General features: G+C 65.4%; 20 protein-coding genes. 5 read left to right on the forward strand and 15 right to left on the reverse strand.

Going from position 1 to position 14,889, the window contains the following annotated elements; translation table 11 throughout:
* Positions 1-1,390 (reverse strand): 30S ribosomal protein S1 (locus ACK5IR_RS05795; RefSeq protein WP_416926821.1); only part of this gene is annotated, 1,390 nt, incomplete at its 3' end.
* A 347-nt stretch (positions 1,391-1,737) separates the two neighbouring features.
* Between ACK5IR_RS05795 and ACK5IR_RS05800 the strand changes: the two genes are divergently transcribed.
* Positions 1,738-1,923, forward strand: coding sequence for a CTP synthetase (locus ACK5IR_RS05800; protein ID WP_416926823.1), 186 nt, complete (start codon positions 1,738-1,740; stop codon positions 1,921-1,923).
* A 39-nt stretch (positions 1,924-1,962) separates the two neighbouring features.
* Here ACK5IR_RS05800 and ACK5IR_RS05805 read toward each other — a convergent pair whose 3' ends face one another.
* Complete coding sequence (locus ACK5IR_RS05805) at positions 1,963-2,097, reverse strand: entericidin A/B family lipoprotein (RefSeq protein WP_416926825.1); 135 nt, start codon at positions 2,095-2,097, stop codon at positions 1,963-1,965.
* Positions 2,098-2,166: 69 nt separating this feature from the next.
* Entirely contained in the window at positions 2,167-2,541 is a 375-nt protein-coding gene (locus tag ACK5IR_RS05810; RefSeq protein WP_416926827.1) for a hypothetical protein, read from the reverse strand.
* Between the two features lie 80 nt (positions 2,542-2,621).
* Here ACK5IR_RS05810 and ACK5IR_RS05815 point away from each other — a divergent pair, with 80 nt between their 5' ends.
* Both ACK5IR_RS05815 and ACK5IR_RS05820 read left to right on the forward strand, forming a co-directional pair.
* Positions 2,622-3,383, forward strand: a complete 762-nt coding sequence (locus ACK5IR_RS05815; RefSeq protein ID WP_416926829.1) for an alpha/beta fold hydrolase — start codon at positions 2,622-2,624, stop codon at positions 3,381-3,383.
* A gap of 121 nt (positions 3,384-3,504) precedes the next feature.
* Positions 3,505-3,780: a hypothetical protein gene (locus ACK5IR_RS05820; protein ID WP_416926831.1), complete on the forward strand. Its 276-nt coding sequence runs from the start codon at positions 3,505-3,507 to the stop codon at positions 3,778-3,780.
* Positions 3,781-3,824: 44 nt separating this feature from the next.
* On the opposite strand, the gene ACK5IR_RS05825 is transcribed toward ACK5IR_RS05820, so the two are convergent.
* The 9 genes from ACK5IR_RS05825 to ACK5IR_RS05865 all read right to left on the reverse strand — a co-directional run bounded on the left by ACK5IR_RS05825 (position 3,825) and on the right by ACK5IR_RS05865 (position 11,609).
* Positions 3,825-4,007: a hypothetical protein gene (locus ACK5IR_RS05825; RefSeq protein ID WP_416926833.1), complete on the reverse strand. Its 183-nt coding sequence runs from the start codon at positions 4,005-4,007 to the stop codon at positions 3,825-3,827.
* A 260-nt stretch (positions 4,008-4,267) separates the two neighbouring features.
* Positions 4,268-4,528, reverse strand: coding sequence for a hypothetical protein (locus ACK5IR_RS05830; RefSeq protein WP_416926835.1), 261 nt, complete (start codon positions 4,526-4,528; stop codon positions 4,268-4,270).
* Between the two features lie 115 nt (positions 4,529-4,643).
* Positions 4,644-5,876, reverse strand: a complete 1,233-nt coding sequence (locus tag ACK5IR_RS05835; RefSeq protein WP_416926837.1) for a mandelate racemase/muconate lactonizing enzyme family protein — start codon at positions 5,874-5,876, stop codon at positions 4,644-4,646.
* A 49-nt stretch (positions 5,877-5,925) separates the two neighbouring features.
* On the reverse strand, positions 5,926-7,020 hold the full coding sequence (locus ACK5IR_RS05840; protein ID WP_416926839.1) for a Zn-dependent alcohol dehydrogenase: 1,095 nt from the start codon (positions 7,018-7,020) through the stop codon (positions 5,926-5,928).
* A gap of 33 nt (positions 7,021-7,053) precedes the next feature.
* Positions 7,054-8,283 carry an MFS transporter gene (locus ACK5IR_RS05845; RefSeq protein ID WP_416926841.1) on the reverse strand — a complete coding sequence of 410 codons (1,230 nt, stop codon included), beginning with the start codon at positions 8,281-8,283 and terminating at the stop codon, positions 7,054-7,056.
* 27 nt (positions 8,284-8,310) lie between these two features.
* A complete protein-coding gene (gene pcaD, locus ACK5IR_RS05850; protein WP_416926843.1) occupies positions 8,311-9,099 on the reverse strand; it encodes a 3-oxoadipate enol-lactonase in 789 nt (262 codons plus the stop codon).
* 4 nt (positions 9,100-9,103) lie between these two features.
* Positions 9,104-10,090 carry a threonine ammonia-lyase gene (locus ACK5IR_RS05855; protein ID WP_416926845.1) on the reverse strand — a complete coding sequence of 329 codons (987 nt, stop codon included), beginning with the start codon at positions 10,088-10,090 and terminating at the stop codon, positions 9,104-9,106.
* Positions 10,087-10,926 carry an alpha/beta fold hydrolase gene (locus ACK5IR_RS05860; protein ID WP_416926847.1) on the reverse strand — a complete coding sequence of 280 codons (840 nt, stop codon included), beginning with the start codon at positions 10,924-10,926 and terminating at the stop codon, positions 10,087-10,089. The genes ACK5IR_RS05855 and ACK5IR_RS05860 overlap by 4 nt, the downstream gene beginning before the upstream one ends.
* Complete coding sequence (locus ACK5IR_RS05865; protein ID WP_416926849.1) at positions 10,923-11,609, reverse strand: haloacid dehalogenase type II; 687 nt, start codon at positions 11,607-11,609, stop codon at positions 10,923-10,925. Before ACK5IR_RS05865 ends, ACK5IR_RS05860 begins: the two co-directional genes overlap by 4 nt.
* Before the next feature lie 146 nt (positions 11,610-11,755).
* Between ACK5IR_RS05865 and ACK5IR_RS05870 the strand changes: the two genes are divergently transcribed.
* Positions 11,756-12,217, forward strand: coding sequence for a VOC family protein (locus ACK5IR_RS05870; RefSeq protein WP_416926851.1), 462 nt, complete (start codon positions 11,756-11,758; stop codon positions 12,215-12,217).
* A 151-nt stretch (positions 12,218-12,368) separates the two neighbouring features.
* On the opposite strand, the gene rplT is transcribed toward ACK5IR_RS05870, so the two are convergent.
* The 3 genes from rplT to pyk form a co-directional block, all read right to left on the reverse strand.
* On the reverse strand, positions 12,369-12,731 hold the full coding sequence (gene rplT / locus ACK5IR_RS05875) for a 50S ribosomal protein L20 (RefSeq protein WP_416926853.1): 363 nt from the start codon (positions 12,729-12,731) through the stop codon (positions 12,369-12,371).
* A gap of 13 nt (positions 12,732-12,744) precedes the next feature.
* Positions 12,745-12,945, reverse strand: a complete 201-nt coding sequence (rpmI, locus tag ACK5IR_RS05880) for a 50S ribosomal protein L35 (protein ID WP_416926855.1) — start codon at positions 12,943-12,945, stop codon at positions 12,745-12,747.
* A gap of 137 nt (positions 12,946-13,082) precedes the next feature.
* Positions 13,083-14,531 (reverse strand): pyruvate kinase, encoded by a 1,449-nt coding sequence (gene pyk, locus ACK5IR_RS05885; RefSeq protein ID WP_416926857.1) that lies wholly within the window; start codon positions 14,529-14,531, stop codon positions 13,083-13,085.
* A 111-nt stretch (positions 14,532-14,642) separates the two neighbouring features.
* Here pyk and ACK5IR_RS05890 point away from each other — a divergent pair.
* Positions 14,643-14,889 (forward strand): N-formylglutamate amidohydrolase (locus tag ACK5IR_RS05890; RefSeq protein WP_416926859.1); only part of this gene is annotated, 247 nt, incomplete at its 3' end.

Raw genomic sequence — 14,889 nt, forward strand, 5'->3', positions numbered from 1 at the left:
TCACGGTCACCGTGATAACCGAGCCGCGCTTCACGCCGCCCGTGGCCTCGGCGAACTTGTCGCCGCCAAGCGCCTTGATCGAGAGCGAGATACGCTCCTTCTCGACATCGACCTCGGTGACAACCGCCTTGACCACGTCGCCCTTGCGATACTGCTGGATCGCCTCCTCGCCGCGCATGTCCCAGGACAGGTCGGAAAGGTGAACCATGCCGTCGATATCGCCCGGCAGACCGATGAACAGACCGAATTCGGTGATGTTCTTGACCTCGCCCTCGACGACGGTGCCCTCGGGGTGGGTTTCGGCGAACACCTCCCACGGGTTGCGCATGGTCTGCTTGAGGCCGAGCGACACGCGCCGCTTGGCGGTGTCGATCTCAAGAACCATGACCTCAACCTCCTGCGAGGTCGAGACGATCTTGCCCGGATGGACGTTCTTCTTGGTCCACGACATCTCGGAGACGTGCACCAGCCCTTCGACACCCGGCTCCAGTTCCACGAAGGCGCCGTAATCGGTGATGTTGGTGACACGCCCGGTATGCACCGATTCCAGCGGGAACTTCTGTTCGACCGAATCCCACGGATCGGCCTGAAGCTGCTTCATGCCGAGGCTGATGCGGTGAGTGTCCTTGTTGATCTTGATGACCTGAACCTTGATGGTTTCGCCGATCGAAACGATCTCGGACGGATGGTTGACGCGGCGCCAGGCCATGTCGGTGACATGGAGCAGGCCATCGACACCGCCCAGATCGACGAAGGCGCCGTATTCGGTGATGTTCTTGACCACGCCGTCGACGGCATCGCCCTCGTTCAGCTTGGCGATGACCTCGGCGCGCTGTTCGGCGCGGCTTTCTTCAAGGATCGCGCGGCGCGAGACGACGATATTGCCGCGGCGGCGGTCCATCTTGAGGATCTGGAAGGGCTGCTTGAGGCCCATCAGCGGCCCGGCATCGCGCACCGGACGCACATCGACCTGGGAGCCGGGCAGGAAGGCCACGGCACCGCCGAGATCGACGGTGAAGCCGCCCTTGACGCGGCCGAAGATGGCGCCCTCGACGCGGTCCTCGTCGGCATAGGCCTTTTCCAGACGGTCCCAGGCTTCCTCGCGGCGCGCCTTGTCGCGCGAGATGACGGCCTCGCCACGGGCATTCTCGACCCGGTCGAGGAACACCTCGACCTCGTCGCCCACGGCAATTTCCGGGGCTTCGCCCGGATTGGTGAATTCCTTGAGATCGACGCGGCCTTCCATCTTGTAGCCCACATCAATGATGGCCTGACCGGCCTCGATGGCGATCACGGTCCCCTTGACGACAGACCCTTCGGCGGGTGTGTCGATTTCGAAGCTTTCCTGGAGGAGGGCTTCGAATTCCTCCATCGTCGCTTTAGCGCACATTAAGTCGTGTTTCCTTTGCATACGATTTTTCTGGCCGAGCGGTTGTCTCCGCCGGTCTTTGGATTGGTCGAAAGGCTGGCCGGTCAAACAATCAGGGCCGGCACTGGTCCGACCCTGCTCGTCTCCGGCGTTCACCGCCTTTTGATTGACGTGCGCTATATAAGGGTTTCAGCCCTGCAAGGCAAGTCCGGCGGGCTGCCGAACTTTCGCGGCTCCGCATCGCCGCCCGCATGGTGCCCGCTGCGGACCGCACCGTCGCGGCAACCACGATTGACCTGAATCAAGGCGCGAAAGAAATGTTGAAAATACAGCATTGGGGATATTCAGAACCGAAAGGTCCAGGTCACATGCTTCGCCTTGCCTCGCTGCTGTTCATCGTTCTTGGCGCGACGTTAGCCGGCATTCTCATCATGGGCGCGCTCTCCATAGGGCTCGACACCTCGAAGCCGATCATCGTCGCGGCAATTCTGGGATTCATCGCCGCCGTGCCGCTCAGTTGGGCCATCGCGCGGCAACTCTACACCCAGGACTAGGCAACCGGCGCTCTCCGGTGTCCCGCCGGCATGGAGGCTTTACATCTTCTGCTGGACCTGTTGCGCGCTGCTGGTCAGCATTTCACCTGTCTGGGAGATATCCCGGCCGGCGCCCTCCATGGTGTTACAGGCGGCAAGCAGCAGCAGGGCGAGAGGCAGGATCACACGGGCCATCGGTATCTCCGCTATAGAAATCGCCGCGAATTTACGAGGTGCCGCCAGCGCCTGCAAGCGGCAGGCGTATCAGACACGTCCCGTTTTCACCAGCCAGACCACCACAATCGCAAAGATCAGCAGGACATTGAACATCAGCGGCGCCAGGATACCGACGGTCCGTCCGAGGAAAGCATCCCAGCGGTCGATCTTTTCGAGATGATCCGTCAGGTCCTGCTGGGCACGCCGGATCTTCGCCGGATCGATGGCGCGGCGCAGTCGCGGATTGTGCCACATTGCCTCCTGCTCGACCAGATACCTGCCCTCCTGCCGAAGCGGATTGGGCAGCCTGCGCCCGCCCTTGCGCATCGCCTGCGCCAGGCTGTCGCCCGGTCCGGCGCCGAGCTTGTCGCGCATGAGCCGCGCGATGGCCGCATTGGTATCTGGTAGCTCGTTCGCGATCATGGCTTCTTCTATCCGGTGGACCTGCGGGCGGAAACAGGGAAATGTAGAAGACCGGTCACCAGAGTTTCACGAGGTTTCGCATGCTTGCCACCTATCGCCAGGGTCCCGAGGGGGGCACGCCCCTGCTGATCGTGCACGGGCTGTTCGGCTCGGCGCGGAACTGGGGTGCGGTGGCGCGGCGGCTGGCGCGCGACCGGCTGGTGCTGACGGTGGACATGCGCAATCACGGCGACAGTTTCCGCGACCCGGACCACGGTTACGAGGACATGGCGGGCGATCTGGCGCGGGTCATCGAACGCAACGGTGACAGCGCCGATGTGCTGGGCCATTCGATGGGCGGCAAGGCGGCGATGGTGCTGGCGCTGACCCGGCCGGAACTGGTCGACAGGCTGATCGTCGGGGATATCGCGCCGGTCGCCTATTCCCACACCCAGCTGCATCTGGTGCAGGCGATGCAGGAACTCGACCTGACCGGCCTGACCCGGCGCAGCGAGGCCGATTCGAAACTCGCACGGATTGTCCCCGATTCGGGCACCCGCGCCTTCCTTCTTCAGTCGCTCGACCTGAAATCGAGCCCCGCGCGCTGGAAACTGAACCTCGACGTGCTGTCCGCCGAGATGGACGGAATCCTCGGCTGGCCCGATATCGACAGCCGCTTCGACGGGCCGGCCCTGTTCCTGACAGGCGAGAACTCCGACTATTTCAGACAGGAATATCGCCCGGAAACCAAACGGCTTTTCCCCCGTGCGCGATTCGCCCGGATCCGCGGGGCGGGTCACTGGCTGCATGCCGACAAACCGCGCGAATTCGAGGCAGCAGCCGCCTCTTTTCTGGTCAGATAGCCAACCGGCGCCGATTAACTCGTCTTTAAGGCGAGCGGCGCAAATTGATATCTGTCAATGACACCAATTTATGCGCTATAGTAATCTTGCACTCGTGGATCAGCCGAAAGGGGAGGATAGGATGATCGCACTCGAGAGGATTGAGGGCACGGGCTGCCTCAAATCTGAAACTGCCACCGCAAACGCCACGCAGGGATACGCCGGGGATTTCGATGCCTCGATGCTGGCGGGATATCTGCAGCACCTGCCCAAGGGCGCGAACAAGGTGCAGCAGATGATCTGCGACGACATGCGCATCGCCATGCGCAAGTCCGATGCCGATCAGGCCAAGGCCCTGTTCCGCACCCTGCAACACTTCATGAAGGACCATCCCGAAGCGGCACGGGGGGCGGCATGACACCGGATATCAAGCTGTTTTCCAACAATTTTCCCGGATCGCCGCTACCGCTCGCAGAGTTTCTTCGCAATATGCCGGGCCACAGGGAAACCGACTATGAAGCCAGCCGCGATCGCCCCGGCGATCGCCTGCGCGGATATGTAGCCAAGCACCAGCACGGCAACGATACCCACGCCCATCAGGACGGTCGATACCAGCGCGTGGAGTAGCAATGTCAGCCTGAGCATGGCCGGGCTCCCTGCATCGCGGAAACAGGACCGGCAGCGGCGAACAGGCGCTGCCGGTCTTTCGTTGCGGGCATTTCGCCGTTCTCAAGAACAGCGCTGATCCCGCGCCAGCAAAATTCAAACAACCACAGGTTGACTCGCTCCCTCGGGACAGGCAGCTAAACCGATACAGTTCGCACTTTGCGCAAGATGCCATCGTCGCGAAAAACCGGGGGGCCGCGACCCGCGTATCTTTGGCCGGGGTATCTTTGGCCGGGCTTCTATACGCTCGGGCCGACAGACAGCACCTGGCCACTGCCCGAGACGACACAGGCCCACGGAATGCCGCCGTCGCTGGGCTGCAGGACAACGGTCGATCCCTCGATCGACGGGGTTTCGCTGACCACCACAAGATCGCCGCTGGTTTGTGCCGCCGCAGCGCCGCGACAGGCCGAGACCGCCTTGCTCTCGGTCGGGCCGGTGGCGCAGGCGGCAAGGGCGAGCAGGCCGATGGCGGGCAGAAGCGGGGTGAAAACTCTCATCTGTCGGTTCCTTCGCGCTGTCCGTGCCGGCGGCATATCCGCCGGCTGCGGAATGATAGCGCGCGGCCGCCAGTCTGCACAGGCTGGAGTTCGGCGAGAGGACATCGTTCAGGCGTCAGGTCTCTACCGGCGCTCCGCCTTCGAAACGGTTTTCCCGCGAATACTCGCAAGGCGCCTCCTGCATTTCCAGATGCAGCCGGTCCCCGGTATGGGGGTGGGCGCGCGCCAGCGCCTCGTCCAGTTCGATGCCGAGTCCGGGGGCCTCGGGCGGGATCAGGTAGCCCTGATCGAAGCGGATCGTATCGCCGATGAGCCTGCGGTGGAATTCGCCCCCCGTTTCGATGGTTTCCACCATCAGCAGGTTCGGCAGGGTCGCCGCAAGCTGTACGTTGGCGGCCCATTCGACGGGCCCGCAATAGAGATGCGGCGCCATCTGTGCGCCGGAGACCTCGGCCAGAGCGGCGATCTTCCGGGCCTCCCACAGCCCGCCGACCCGTCCCGTTGCCGGCTGAAGGATATTGGCCGCCCCGGCGCGAAGCAGCGCCGCGAACTCTGCCTTGGTGGTCAGGCGTTCCCCGGCGGCGATGGGAATCGCCGTCGCCCGCGCGACCGCCGCCATCGCCTCGATATCGTCGGGCGGAACCGGCTCTTCGAACCAGAGCGGCGACCAGGGTTCCAGCGCCTGCGCCAGACGGATCGCGCCGCCGCTGGTAAACTGCCCGTGGGTCCCGAAGAGAAGATCGGCCCGGTCCCCCACCGCCTCGCGAATCGCCGCGCAGAAAGCGGCGGAGCGCGCGATATCGCGCATCGCGGGCTGATGCCCGCCGCGAATCGTATAGGGGCCGGCCGGGTCGAACTTGACGGCGGTAAACCCCTCGTCCACGCGCGCCGCTGCGGTACGTGCCGCAGCATCCGGATCGACCCAGAAATCTGCCCCCTCGCCGGCGCCGGGGTAGAGATAGGTATAGCAGCGCAAGCGTTCATTGATCCGCCCGCCCATCAGCGCCCAGACCGGCCGGTCGCGAGCCTTGCCCAGAATATCCCAGCAGGCGATCTCGAGCCCGGAGAATGCGCCCATCACCGTCGGATCCGGGCGCTGGGTGAAGCCCGAGGAGTAGACGCGGCGGAACATCAGTTCGATATTCTCGGGGTTCTCGCCCGCCATGTGGCGGGCGAAAACATCCTCGATGACAGCGCGCATCGCGTCGGGCCCGACCGCGGCGGCATAGACCTCGCCCCAGCCGGAAATGCCGCAGGCGGTCGTCAGTTTGACAAAAATCCAGTAGCGCCCGCCCCAGCCGGGCGGCGGCGGCGCGGTGACGATGATATCCAGATCGACGAGTTTCATGAACGGACCCCGGGGTTATGGCGGATTACGACATTCGAAAGCGGCGCGGTCAACCGGGTGTGGGGAACACGATCCCGTTGCGCCGCGCCGCGCCCGCCCGGGTATCGGCGATGGCCTCGTTGATCTGGTCGAGCCGCCAGCGCCCGGAGACCAGTTCGTCGAGCTTCAGCCGCCCCTGCCGGTAAAGCTCGACCATCCACGGGATATCGCGCGCCAGCACCGTATCGCCCATCCGCGACCCGACGATTCCCTGTCCGAGCGCCGCCAGCATGACCGGCTCGTATTCGACCATCTGGCCGGAGTGGGGCATGCCGACCAGTACCGCCGTGCCGCGCTGCCCCAGATAACTCAGCGCGTTCCGGTAGGCGGGAAGGGATCCGGTGCAGATCAGCACCGCATCGGCCCCGCGCGGGGCTATTTCGCGCAACAGGTTCCACGGGGCGGGATCGGAAGCGAGTATCCCGTGCGTCGCTCCGAAGGCGCGCGCGTCGTCGAGCTTGGCCCGGGACATGTCGACCGCCACGATACGTGCTGCCCCTGCGATGCGCGCACCCTGAATCGCGTTGAGCCCGACACCGCCGGCGCCGATCACCACCACCGTCTGGCCGGGGCGTATCCGCGCCGTATTGATCGCCGCGCCAACACCGGTGATGACCCCGCAGGACAGAAGGCAGGCGCTTTCGGCCGGGATCGTGTCGTCGATCTTCACCACCTGAGATGAGTGTACGGTAACTGCCTCGGCGAAGGCGCCGCAATTCATCGCCGCCAGCACCGGCTCGCCGGCACCGTCGCGCAGCGGGCCGGCGCCCGCATCCGCCACGGTCTCGCAATGGGCCGGGTGCCCCGAGGCGCAGTTGATGCAATGGTGGCAGGCACGGATCAGCGAGACCAGAACCCTGTCGCCCGGGGCGATGCCCCGAGCCTGCGCGCCGGCTGCCGTCACGCGGCCCACGCCCTCGTGGCCGTAGACGGCGGGAAGCTGCCCGCCCCAGCCACCGTCGGCAAACGAGATATCGGAATGGCAGACGGCAACCGCTTTCATCCGTACCTGAACCTCGTCGGGGCCGGGATCGGAAAGGTCCAGTCGTTCGATGGTCAGGGGCTGGCCGAAAGCCCGGCAAACGGCGGCGTGGATCTTGGTCATGTGCTGTTCCGGCAAGATGGCTTCCCGGCAGCCTCAATGCGGATCGGCGGTGCCCTCTCGCGCGCTGGCGACATAGAGCAGCACACAGGCGACCATTAACGCGGCGGCAAGCAGAAAAGCGAGCCCCGGCAGGTGGATGAACGCCCCGTCCCGTGTCGAGAGGTGGAACACCTGCGTCATCACCAGCGGCGCGAGTATCGTCGCCAGCGAAATCGTCGAGGTTATCACACCCTGCAATTCGCCCTGCGAATCGTCGCTCACCCGCGAGGACATCACCCCCTGCAACGCCGGCACGGCGAGCGAGCCGAGCGCCGACAGCGGGGTGAGGACCATGGCGAGCCTGCCCGATGTGATGAAACCCAGCAGGGTCAGGATCAGCACCTCGTAACAAAGCCCGAACAGGATGGTTCCGTTTTCGCCGAGATGGCGCAGGAAGGGGCGGACCAGACCGGCCTGAACGATGGTGAACCCGACACCGAACAGCGCAAGCGAAAGCCCGACCATGGGCGTGTCCCAGCCGAAACGGACTGGCGTGAAGAAAGCCCAGATCGCCGGATAGACGTAAAGCGCGAATTCATAGATCGCGAGCACGACCAGAAGCCGCCCGACACCAGGCAACCTGCCGATATGCGATATCGCCGCAAAGGGGTTGGCGCGTGTCCATGCAAAGGGCCGCCGCATTGCGGCGGTCACGGTTTCGGGCAGCGCGATCCAGCCGAGTGCCAGGTTGGTCAGCGCCAGCAGCGCCGCCGCATAGAACGGCGCACGCGGCCCGAACGCCCCCAGCACCCCGCCCAGCAGCGGCCCCAGCACGAATCCCACGCCATAGGCGGCATGGGTCAGCGCGAAACGCGACGCCTTGTCCCCCGGGCGCGATATATCGGCGACACAGGCCATGGCGGTGGCGTGAGTTGCAGCAAGAATGCCGCCGGCAATCCGCGCCGCCAAAAGCAGCCAGATCGTATACGCAACCGCCATGACAAGATAATCCGCGGCGATGATCGCCAGCGAGATCAGCAATACCGGGCGGCGGCCGACCGAATCCGACAGCACACCCAGCACCGGCCCGAACAGGAACTGCATCACCGCGAATGCAGTCGCAAGGATGCCGCCCCAGACGGCCGCATCGGCCAGCGTGCCGCCGTTCACCTGCCGGATCAGGTCGGGCATGACCGGCAGGATCAGCCCGATCCCCAGTGCGTCGATCGCCAGCGTCGCCAGGATGAAGACCATCGACAGCCTGCCGGCCGCCGGGCGTGGCATCGGGGCGGACCGGCTCACCGGCGCCGGTCAGACATGGCCGATGCGGGCAAGGAAGGCCGCAAGGATCCCGGCATATTCATCGGGCTTTTCGATGTTGGCCATGTGCCCGGCCCCGCGAATCAGGCGGAATTCCGCCCCCTTGATCAGGTCGGCGGTCTCGCGCACCAGATCGGGCGGGGTAGAGCCGTCGCGGTCGGCGGCGATGGCCAGCGTCGGCAGGCTCAGGCCCGCGGTCGGGGTATAGAAATCGGTGCCGGCGATCGCGGCGCAGGTGCCGGCGTAGCCCCCGACCGGCTGGCGGATTACCATGTTGCGCCAGCCATGATATTCGGCCGTTTCCCGGAAGGCGGGGGTGAACCACTTCTCCATGATCCCGTCGGCCAGCGCCTCGATACCACCGGCACGCAGCTCGGCGATCCGGGTCCGCCAGGTTTCGGCGGTGCCGATCCTGGCGGCGGTGTTCGACAGGACCATCGCCCGCACCTGATCGAGCCGCTTGACCGCGAGCCCCTGCGCTACCATGCCACCGACCGAAAGCCCGACGAACACCGCATCGCAAACGCCGATCCGGTCGAGCAGGGTTTCGACATCGCGCACCATCGCACCCATCGAATAGGGACCGGGCGGACAGGACGAAAGCCCGTGGCCACGCATGTCGTAGCGGATGAACCGCAACCCGGCGGGCAACCGCTCCAGCATCTTGTCCCAGATACGCAGATCGGTGCCCAGAGCATTGGCGAAGACGACGGGTGCACCGTCCGGCGCGCCGTCCTCGCGCCAGTGGAGAGCCACATCGCCGAGATCGGCCATTTGCATCACGCTATCTCCCTGTTGGCGGCAGATCCGCGTAACGCTCCAGCGCGGTGCGGAACAATGCGGGGTCGGCGTTGCCGCCCGAGGCGATGGCGATCACCGGGCCGGGGGCAAGCGCCTCGCCATGGAACAACGCCGCAGCCAGCGCCACCGCGCCGCCGGGTTCCAGCACGATCTTCAGCCGCAGGAAGGCAAGCGCCATGGCGCGCAGGCACTCCTCGTCGCTGACGGCAAGGCCGGGGCCGCAAAGCTGCTGCATGATCGGAAAGGTCAGCTTTCCGGGGGCCGGCGTCAGGATCGCGTCGCAGACCGATCCCGTCAGGCGCGCATTCGACAGCCGCTCCCCCGCCGCCAGCGAGCGGGCGACATCGTCGAACCCGGCCGGCTCAACCGGGCGGACCGCCATCATCGGTGCGCGATGCTCCAGTGCAAGCGCCACGCCCGCCGTCAATCCGCCGCCGCCACAACAGGTCAGCACCGTCGCCCGCCCGATATCCCGTTCGGCGGCCTGAACCGCGATCTCCAGCCCGCAGGTCCCCTGCCCCGCGATCACCAGCGGCTCGTCGAAGGGTCTGATCAGCGTCAGGCCACGCTCTGCCGCCAGCCGCGCGCCAAGCGCGTCCCGATCCTCGCTCAGACGATCGTAGGTGACGACCTCGGCCCCGAGCGCGGCCGTATTGACAAGCTTCAGCGCCGGCGCATCCGACGGCATCACGACGGCGCAGGGCAGGCCGCGCAGTCGGGCGGCCAGTGCGACCCCCTGCCCATGATTGCCCGAGGAATAGGCGATCACCCCGCGCGTGTCTCCGGGCAGCATGGAAACGGCAGCCCAGGCGCCGCGAAACTTGAACGATCCGGTCAGTTGCAGACATTCGGCCTTTACCCAGACCGGGCGGCCGGCAATCTCGTCGAGAAAGGGCGAGTTCAGGAAAGGCGTGATCGGTGCACGGCCGGCAAGCCGCGCGGCGGCGGTCTCGATCTCGTAGATGTTCACGCAACGCGCTCCAGATATCGGGCAATCGCGCCGACGGCTCCGGGTTCGTCCAGAAAGGGCACATGCCCGCGGTCGGGAATGTCGGCGCGGATCATGTCCGGTCTGCGGCGCTGCATTTCGCCTGCGGTCTCCGCGCTCAGGATATCCGAGTTCGCCCCGCGGACAAGCGCCAGCGGAACCGGTGCCAGCGCATCGAACAGCGGCCAGACATCGGGCAGCCTGCCGTCGTCGGTCGCCTGTTCCTGCAACGCCTGCCGCAACGCCGGGTCATAGCGCAGATCGAGCCCGCCGGACGTTTCGATCCACAGCGCACGCGCATGGCGAAGCCAGGTTTCGCGCGGAACATTGCGGAAGCGCGGCGCCATCGCTTCGGGCAGCCTGTCGGCGGCATCCTCGTAACTGGAATAGTCCGGCCTTCGGCCGATATAGCCCATGATGCCGGCCAGGCCAGTGGGTTCGACCGCCGGGCCGATATCGTTGAAGATCACCCCGGCGAGACGGCCGGCATGCTCGGCCGCCAGCAGCATCGCGATCAGGCCGCCGCGCGAGGTGCCGAGGATCGACACCCTGCCAAGCCCGAGATGATCGAGCAGCGCAAGCGTGTCGCGCCCCTCGCGAAGCAGGTTGTAATTGTGGAAATCGGGGTCGAAATCGGATTGCCCCCGGCCACGGCTGTCGAGGCGGATGATCCTCGCGACACCGGCAAAACGCTCCGTCACGGCATCGAAATCGGCCATGTTCCGGCTGAGCCCCGCCAGACAAAGCACCGGATGACCGCTGCCCCTGTCATCGAATGCCAGCCGCAACCCGTCGTCGGTGGTGAAGGAGCCGGTCATTCCGCCAGGGCCAGTTCGGGTATCGCACGAAGATCGTGCAACACATGGCTCGGGGCCCAGGGCAGACGGTCGCGCGGCGCCCCGGTCCGGTTGACCCAGGCCGAGGTGAAACCGAAACCCGCCGCGCCGGCGGCATCCCATCCGTTCGCCGAGACGAAAAGTACCTCGGACGGCGCACAACCGAAATGCTCGCCGACCAGCCCGTAGACCCGGGAATGGGGCTTGAAGACACCCACGTCCTCGACGCTCAGCACGACATCGAGGCAGGGGCCGATACCGGCCGAGGTTACGGCTGCAAGCAGCATCTCGGGAGAACCGTTCGACAGGATCGCGGTCTGCATGCCACCCGCCTTCAGGGTCTCTAGAACGGGCGGCACCTCGGGATAGGCGTCCAGCTCGTGATAGAGCGCCAGCAGCCGTGCCCGCAGCGCGGAATCCGAGAGCCCCTGAACCTCAAGCGCAAAATCGAGCGCGTCGGTCGTCACCTTCCAGAAATCGGCGTGTTCACCGGCGATGGACCGCAGCCAGGAATACTGAAGCTGCTTTTCCCGCCACAGGGCTGCAAGATCCTGCCAATGCGTGGCCAGCATCGCGCCACCGGGCTCATCCGAGGCACGGCGCGCGGCGGCGGCCACGTCGAACAACGTACCGTAGGCATCGAAAACTGCGACGGTGAATCCCATGAACCCCTCCTAGGCGCCGACACTTGCATGTGCAAGCGGGGATGAAAAAGCCCGAATTGCCGCACCGCTGCGCGGTGGCGTCCAATGGTGCATCCGCACATTGGGCGTATCATCGGGCCGACTCGACCTCGAACGGGAGAAAAGGGATGAGCATCAATCACGGTATCGTCTGGTGGAGCGAACTGATGACCAACGACCCGGCCAGGGCGATCGAATACTACACCTCGGTCTGCGGCTGGAGCTTCGAGTCACTGCCGATGGACGAGGGCAGCTATCATGTCGCCATCGCCCACGGCCGGCCCGTCGCCGGGATCACCGACATGAAAAGCGCCGATGGTGTGGACGATGTTCCCTCGCAATGGTTCACCTATGTCGCCGTCGACGATGTGGACGATGCCATGAAGGAAACCCGGCGGTCGGGTGGTGCGGTATTGCGCAAACCCTTCGACGTGCCGGAAGTGGGTCGCATCGCCATTGCGCGCGATCCGGCCGGCGCGGTGATCGGCCTCATCCATCCGGTCTTTCCCACCGACGAGCTTGTCGCGGCAGACCCCGGGATTACCGATGCCGAAGCCCTGCCGGATGACGACGACAATTTCCCGGTGTGATACCTGCGGCATTGACCAATGAACACACTCGCCGCCGAAAGCCCGCGATGGGCCCGTTGCAACATCCACAGGCGCACCGGTAGCCGGGCATGAAAAACCCGCGGCCGCCCTTCGGCTCCGCGGGTTTTCCGGATAGCTGTTACCGGTCGGCTCAGGCGAGCGCGGCCCTGGCCTTGTCCACGATGGTGCCGAAGGCTTCGGGTTCGTGCACGGCCAGATCGGCCAGCACCTTGCGGTCGACCTCGATGCCGGCCTTTGACAGGCCGTTGATGAAACGCGAATAGGTCAGCGCCTCGTCATGGGCACGCACGGCGGCATTGATTCGCTGAATCCACAGGGCGCGGAACTGCCGCTTGCGGGCCTTGCGGTCGCGGGTCGCGTACTGATTGGCCTTGTCGACGGCCTGGGTTGCGGTCTTGAAGTTCGTCGACCGGCGGCCATAATAGCCTTTCGCGGCTTTCAGGACCTTCTTGTGCCGGGCGTGGGTGACGGTTCCGCCTTTGACTCGGGACATATCTCAGGTCTCCTCAGCGCGCGTAGGGCATGTATTTCTTGACGATCTTCGTGTCCGCATCGGACAGGATCGTCGTACCGCGTGCGTTGCGGATGAACTTGGTTGTGCGTTTGATCATGCCGTGGCGCTTGCCGGCCTGGGCGGTCTTGATCTTGCCGGTGGCGGTCACCTTGAACCGTTTCTTGGCCCCGGACTTGGTCTTCATCTTGGGCATTTGCCAGCTCCTTCATTGGATTGGTCGTTCCGTCCCGGCAGGCATGCCACTTTTGGCCCGCCGGGCGGCAGAAGCCGCGCGTATAGAAGCAACCTCGCGCGGGCGCAAGCGAAAACCCCCGGTTCCCGGGGGTCGGCTCATTCCGGATCGGTGTTGAAGATGAACCGCTCGTCGCACGGGGCGACACGCAGGATATTGGTCGAGCCCGGAATGTTGAACGGCACCCCGGCCACGACGACGACATTCTCGTCGGCATTGGCAAACTGGCCCTCGCGCGCCGCCCGCGCGGCGGCGACCACCGCCATCTTGAACCGGCTCACGTCGCCGTGGGTCATAAAGCAGTTGACCCCCCAACTCAGGCAGAGCCTCCGGGCGGTCGAAACGAAGGGCGTCAGCGCCAGGATCGGCACCCGCGGGCGTTCGCGGGCGGTTTTCAGCGCCGTGGTGCCCGAGTGGGTGAAGCAGCAGATCGCCTTGACGCCGATATTCTCGGCCACCTCGCGCGCCGCCGCAACGATGGAATCGGCGGTGGAGTTGCGTTCGACCACGCGCGCCGCCTCGATGATGTCGCGGTACATGCTGCCCCGCTCGACCTCCTCGGCGACCGCGTTCATCGTCCGCACGGCCTCTTTCGGGTATTGCCCGGCGGCGGATTCGGCGCTCAGCATCACCGCATCGGCACCCTCGTAGATGGCGTTGGCCACGTCCGAAACCTCGGCGCGGGTCGGCACCGGGCTTTCGATCATCGATTCCAGCATCTGCGTGGCCACGATCACCGGCTTGGCGGCGGTGCGGCAGGCGCGGACCAGCCGTTTCTGGATCGGAGGCACCGCATGGGCGGGCAGTTCGACGCCCAGATCGCCGCGCGCGACCATGATGCCATCCGAGACCGCGAGGATGCTGTCAAAGGCCCGCACGGCGGCAGGTTTCTCGATCTTGGACAGAACGGCGGCACGGCCCTTGGCCAGGCGCTTGGCCTCTTCGACATCCTCGGCACGCTGCACGAAGGACAGGGCCAGCCAGTCCACGCCCAACTCGCAGGCGAATTCCAGATCGGCCTTGTCCTTTTCCGACAGCGCCGCCAGCGGCAGCACCACATCGGGCACGTTCACGCCCTTGCGGTCGGAAATTTCGCCGCCCGCGGTCACGGTGCAATTGGCGAAATCGGGTCCGCATTCCTTGACATGCAGCCGAATCTTGCCGTCATTCACCAGCAGGTCCGAGCCCGGCGTCAGCGCCGCGAAGATCTCGCGGTGGGGCAATTGCACACGGGTCGCATCGCCGGGTGCGCCGTCCAGGTCGAAACGGAAGGACTGCCCGTCGCGCAACTCGACCGGGCCATCCGCAAAGGTACCGACGCGCAGCTTGGGTCCCTGCAGATCCGCCAGAATCGCGATCGGGCGGCCGGTATCGGCCTCGACCTTGCGGATGGCGGCGTGGCGGGCCCGATGGTCCTCGTGGCTGCCATGGCTCATGTTCAGGCGGAACACGTCTGCACCGGCCTCGAACAGCTTGCGGATCATCGCCTCGTCGCTGGAAGCCGGGCCCAAAGTCGCCACGATCTTGACCTTGCGGTGCCGTCTCATCTGCCATCGCTCCTTCATGTTTGCGCTACCTATGCATCAAGCCGAACGCTGCGGCAACTGGCACTTGGCGCGCAGGTCGAATAAACCACCGGACGGGGCAGAGTTGACACGATGAACGACGACGCATTTACGATAATCGGTGAAGATCGACCCTCGCGCTGGCTGGTCGCCTGCGATCACGCGACCAATCATGTGCCGCAATGGGTCAATGGCGGCGATCTGGGCATCGCGCCCGCGGATATGGCCCGCCATATCGCCTTTGATGTGGGCGCGGCGGGGCTGACGGTGGCTCTGGCCGAACGGCTGGAGGCTCCGGCGATTCTGTCGGGGTTTTCGCGCCTCGTGATCGACCCGAACC

This window comes from Tropicimonas sp., from assembly GCF_047971885.1.
Lineage (GTDB): Bacteria > Pseudomonadota > Alphaproteobacteria > Rhodobacterales > Rhodobacteraceae > Tropicimonas.

Excerpts from the sequence above, each read along its gene's own strand:
- ACK5IR_RS05800 (WP_416926823.1), top strand. The coding sequence starts at position 1,738 with ATGCTTCGCCTTGCCTCGCTGCTGTTCATCGTTCTTGGCGCGACGTTA.
- ACK5IR_RS05805 (WP_416926825.1), bottom strand. The coding sequence starts at position 2,097 with ATGGCCCGTGTGATCCTGCCTCTCGCCCTGCTGCTGCTTGCCGCCTGT.
- ACK5IR_RS05810 (WP_416926827.1), bottom strand. The coding sequence starts at position 2,541 with ATGATCGCGAACGAGCTACCAGATACCAATGCGGCCATCGCGCGGCTC.
- ACK5IR_RS05815 (WP_416926829.1), top strand. The coding sequence starts at position 2,622 with ATGCTTGCCACCTATCGCCAGGGTCCCGAGGGGGGCACGCCCCTGCTG.
- ACK5IR_RS05820 (WP_416926831.1), top strand. The coding sequence starts at position 3,505 with ATGATCGCACTCGAGAGGATTGAGGGCACGGGCTGCCTCAAATCTGAA.
- ACK5IR_RS05825 (WP_416926833.1), bottom strand. The coding sequence starts at position 4,007 with ATGCTCAGGCTGACATTGCTACTCCACGCGCTGGTATCGACCGTCCTG.
- ACK5IR_RS05830 (WP_416926835.1), bottom strand. The coding sequence starts at position 4,528 with ATGAGAGTTTTCACCCCGCTTCTGCCCGCCATCGGCCTGCTCGCCCTT.
- ACK5IR_RS05835 (WP_416926837.1), bottom strand. The coding sequence starts at position 5,876 with ATGAAACTCGTCGATCTGGATATCATCGTCACCGCGCCGCCGCCGCCC.
- ACK5IR_RS05840 (WP_416926839.1), bottom strand. The coding sequence starts at position 7,020 with ATGACCAAGATCCACGCCGCCGTTTGCCGGGCTTTCGGCCAGCCCCTG.
- ACK5IR_RS05845 (WP_416926841.1), bottom strand. The coding sequence starts at position 8,283 with ATGCCACGCCCGGCGGCCGGCAGGCTGTCGATGGTCTTCATCCTGGCG.
- pcaD (WP_416926843.1), bottom strand. The coding sequence starts at position 9,099 with ATGCAAATGGCCGATCTCGGCGATGTGGCTCTCCACTGGCGCGAGGAC.
- ACK5IR_RS05860 (WP_416926847.1), bottom strand. The coding sequence starts at position 10,926 with ATGACCGGCTCCTTCACCACCGACGACGGGTTGCGGCTGGCATTCGAT.
- ACK5IR_RS05865 (WP_416926849.1), bottom strand. The coding sequence starts at position 11,609 with ATGGGATTCACCGTCGCAGTTTTCGATGCCTACGGTACGTTGTTCGAC.
- ACK5IR_RS05870 (WP_416926851.1), top strand. The coding sequence starts at position 11,756 with ATGAGCATCAATCACGGTATCGTCTGGTGGAGCGAACTGATGACCAAC.
- rplT (WP_416926853.1), bottom strand. The coding sequence starts at position 12,731 with ATGTCCCGAGTCAAAGGCGGAACCGTCACCCACGCCCGGCACAAGAAG.
- rpmI (WP_416926855.1), bottom strand. The coding sequence starts at position 12,945 with ATGCCCAAGATGAAGACCAAGTCCGGGGCCAAGAAACGGTTCAAGGTG.
- pyk (WP_416926857.1), bottom strand. The coding sequence starts at position 14,531 with ATGAGACGGCACCGCAAGGTCAAGATCGTGGCGACTTTGGGCCCGGCT.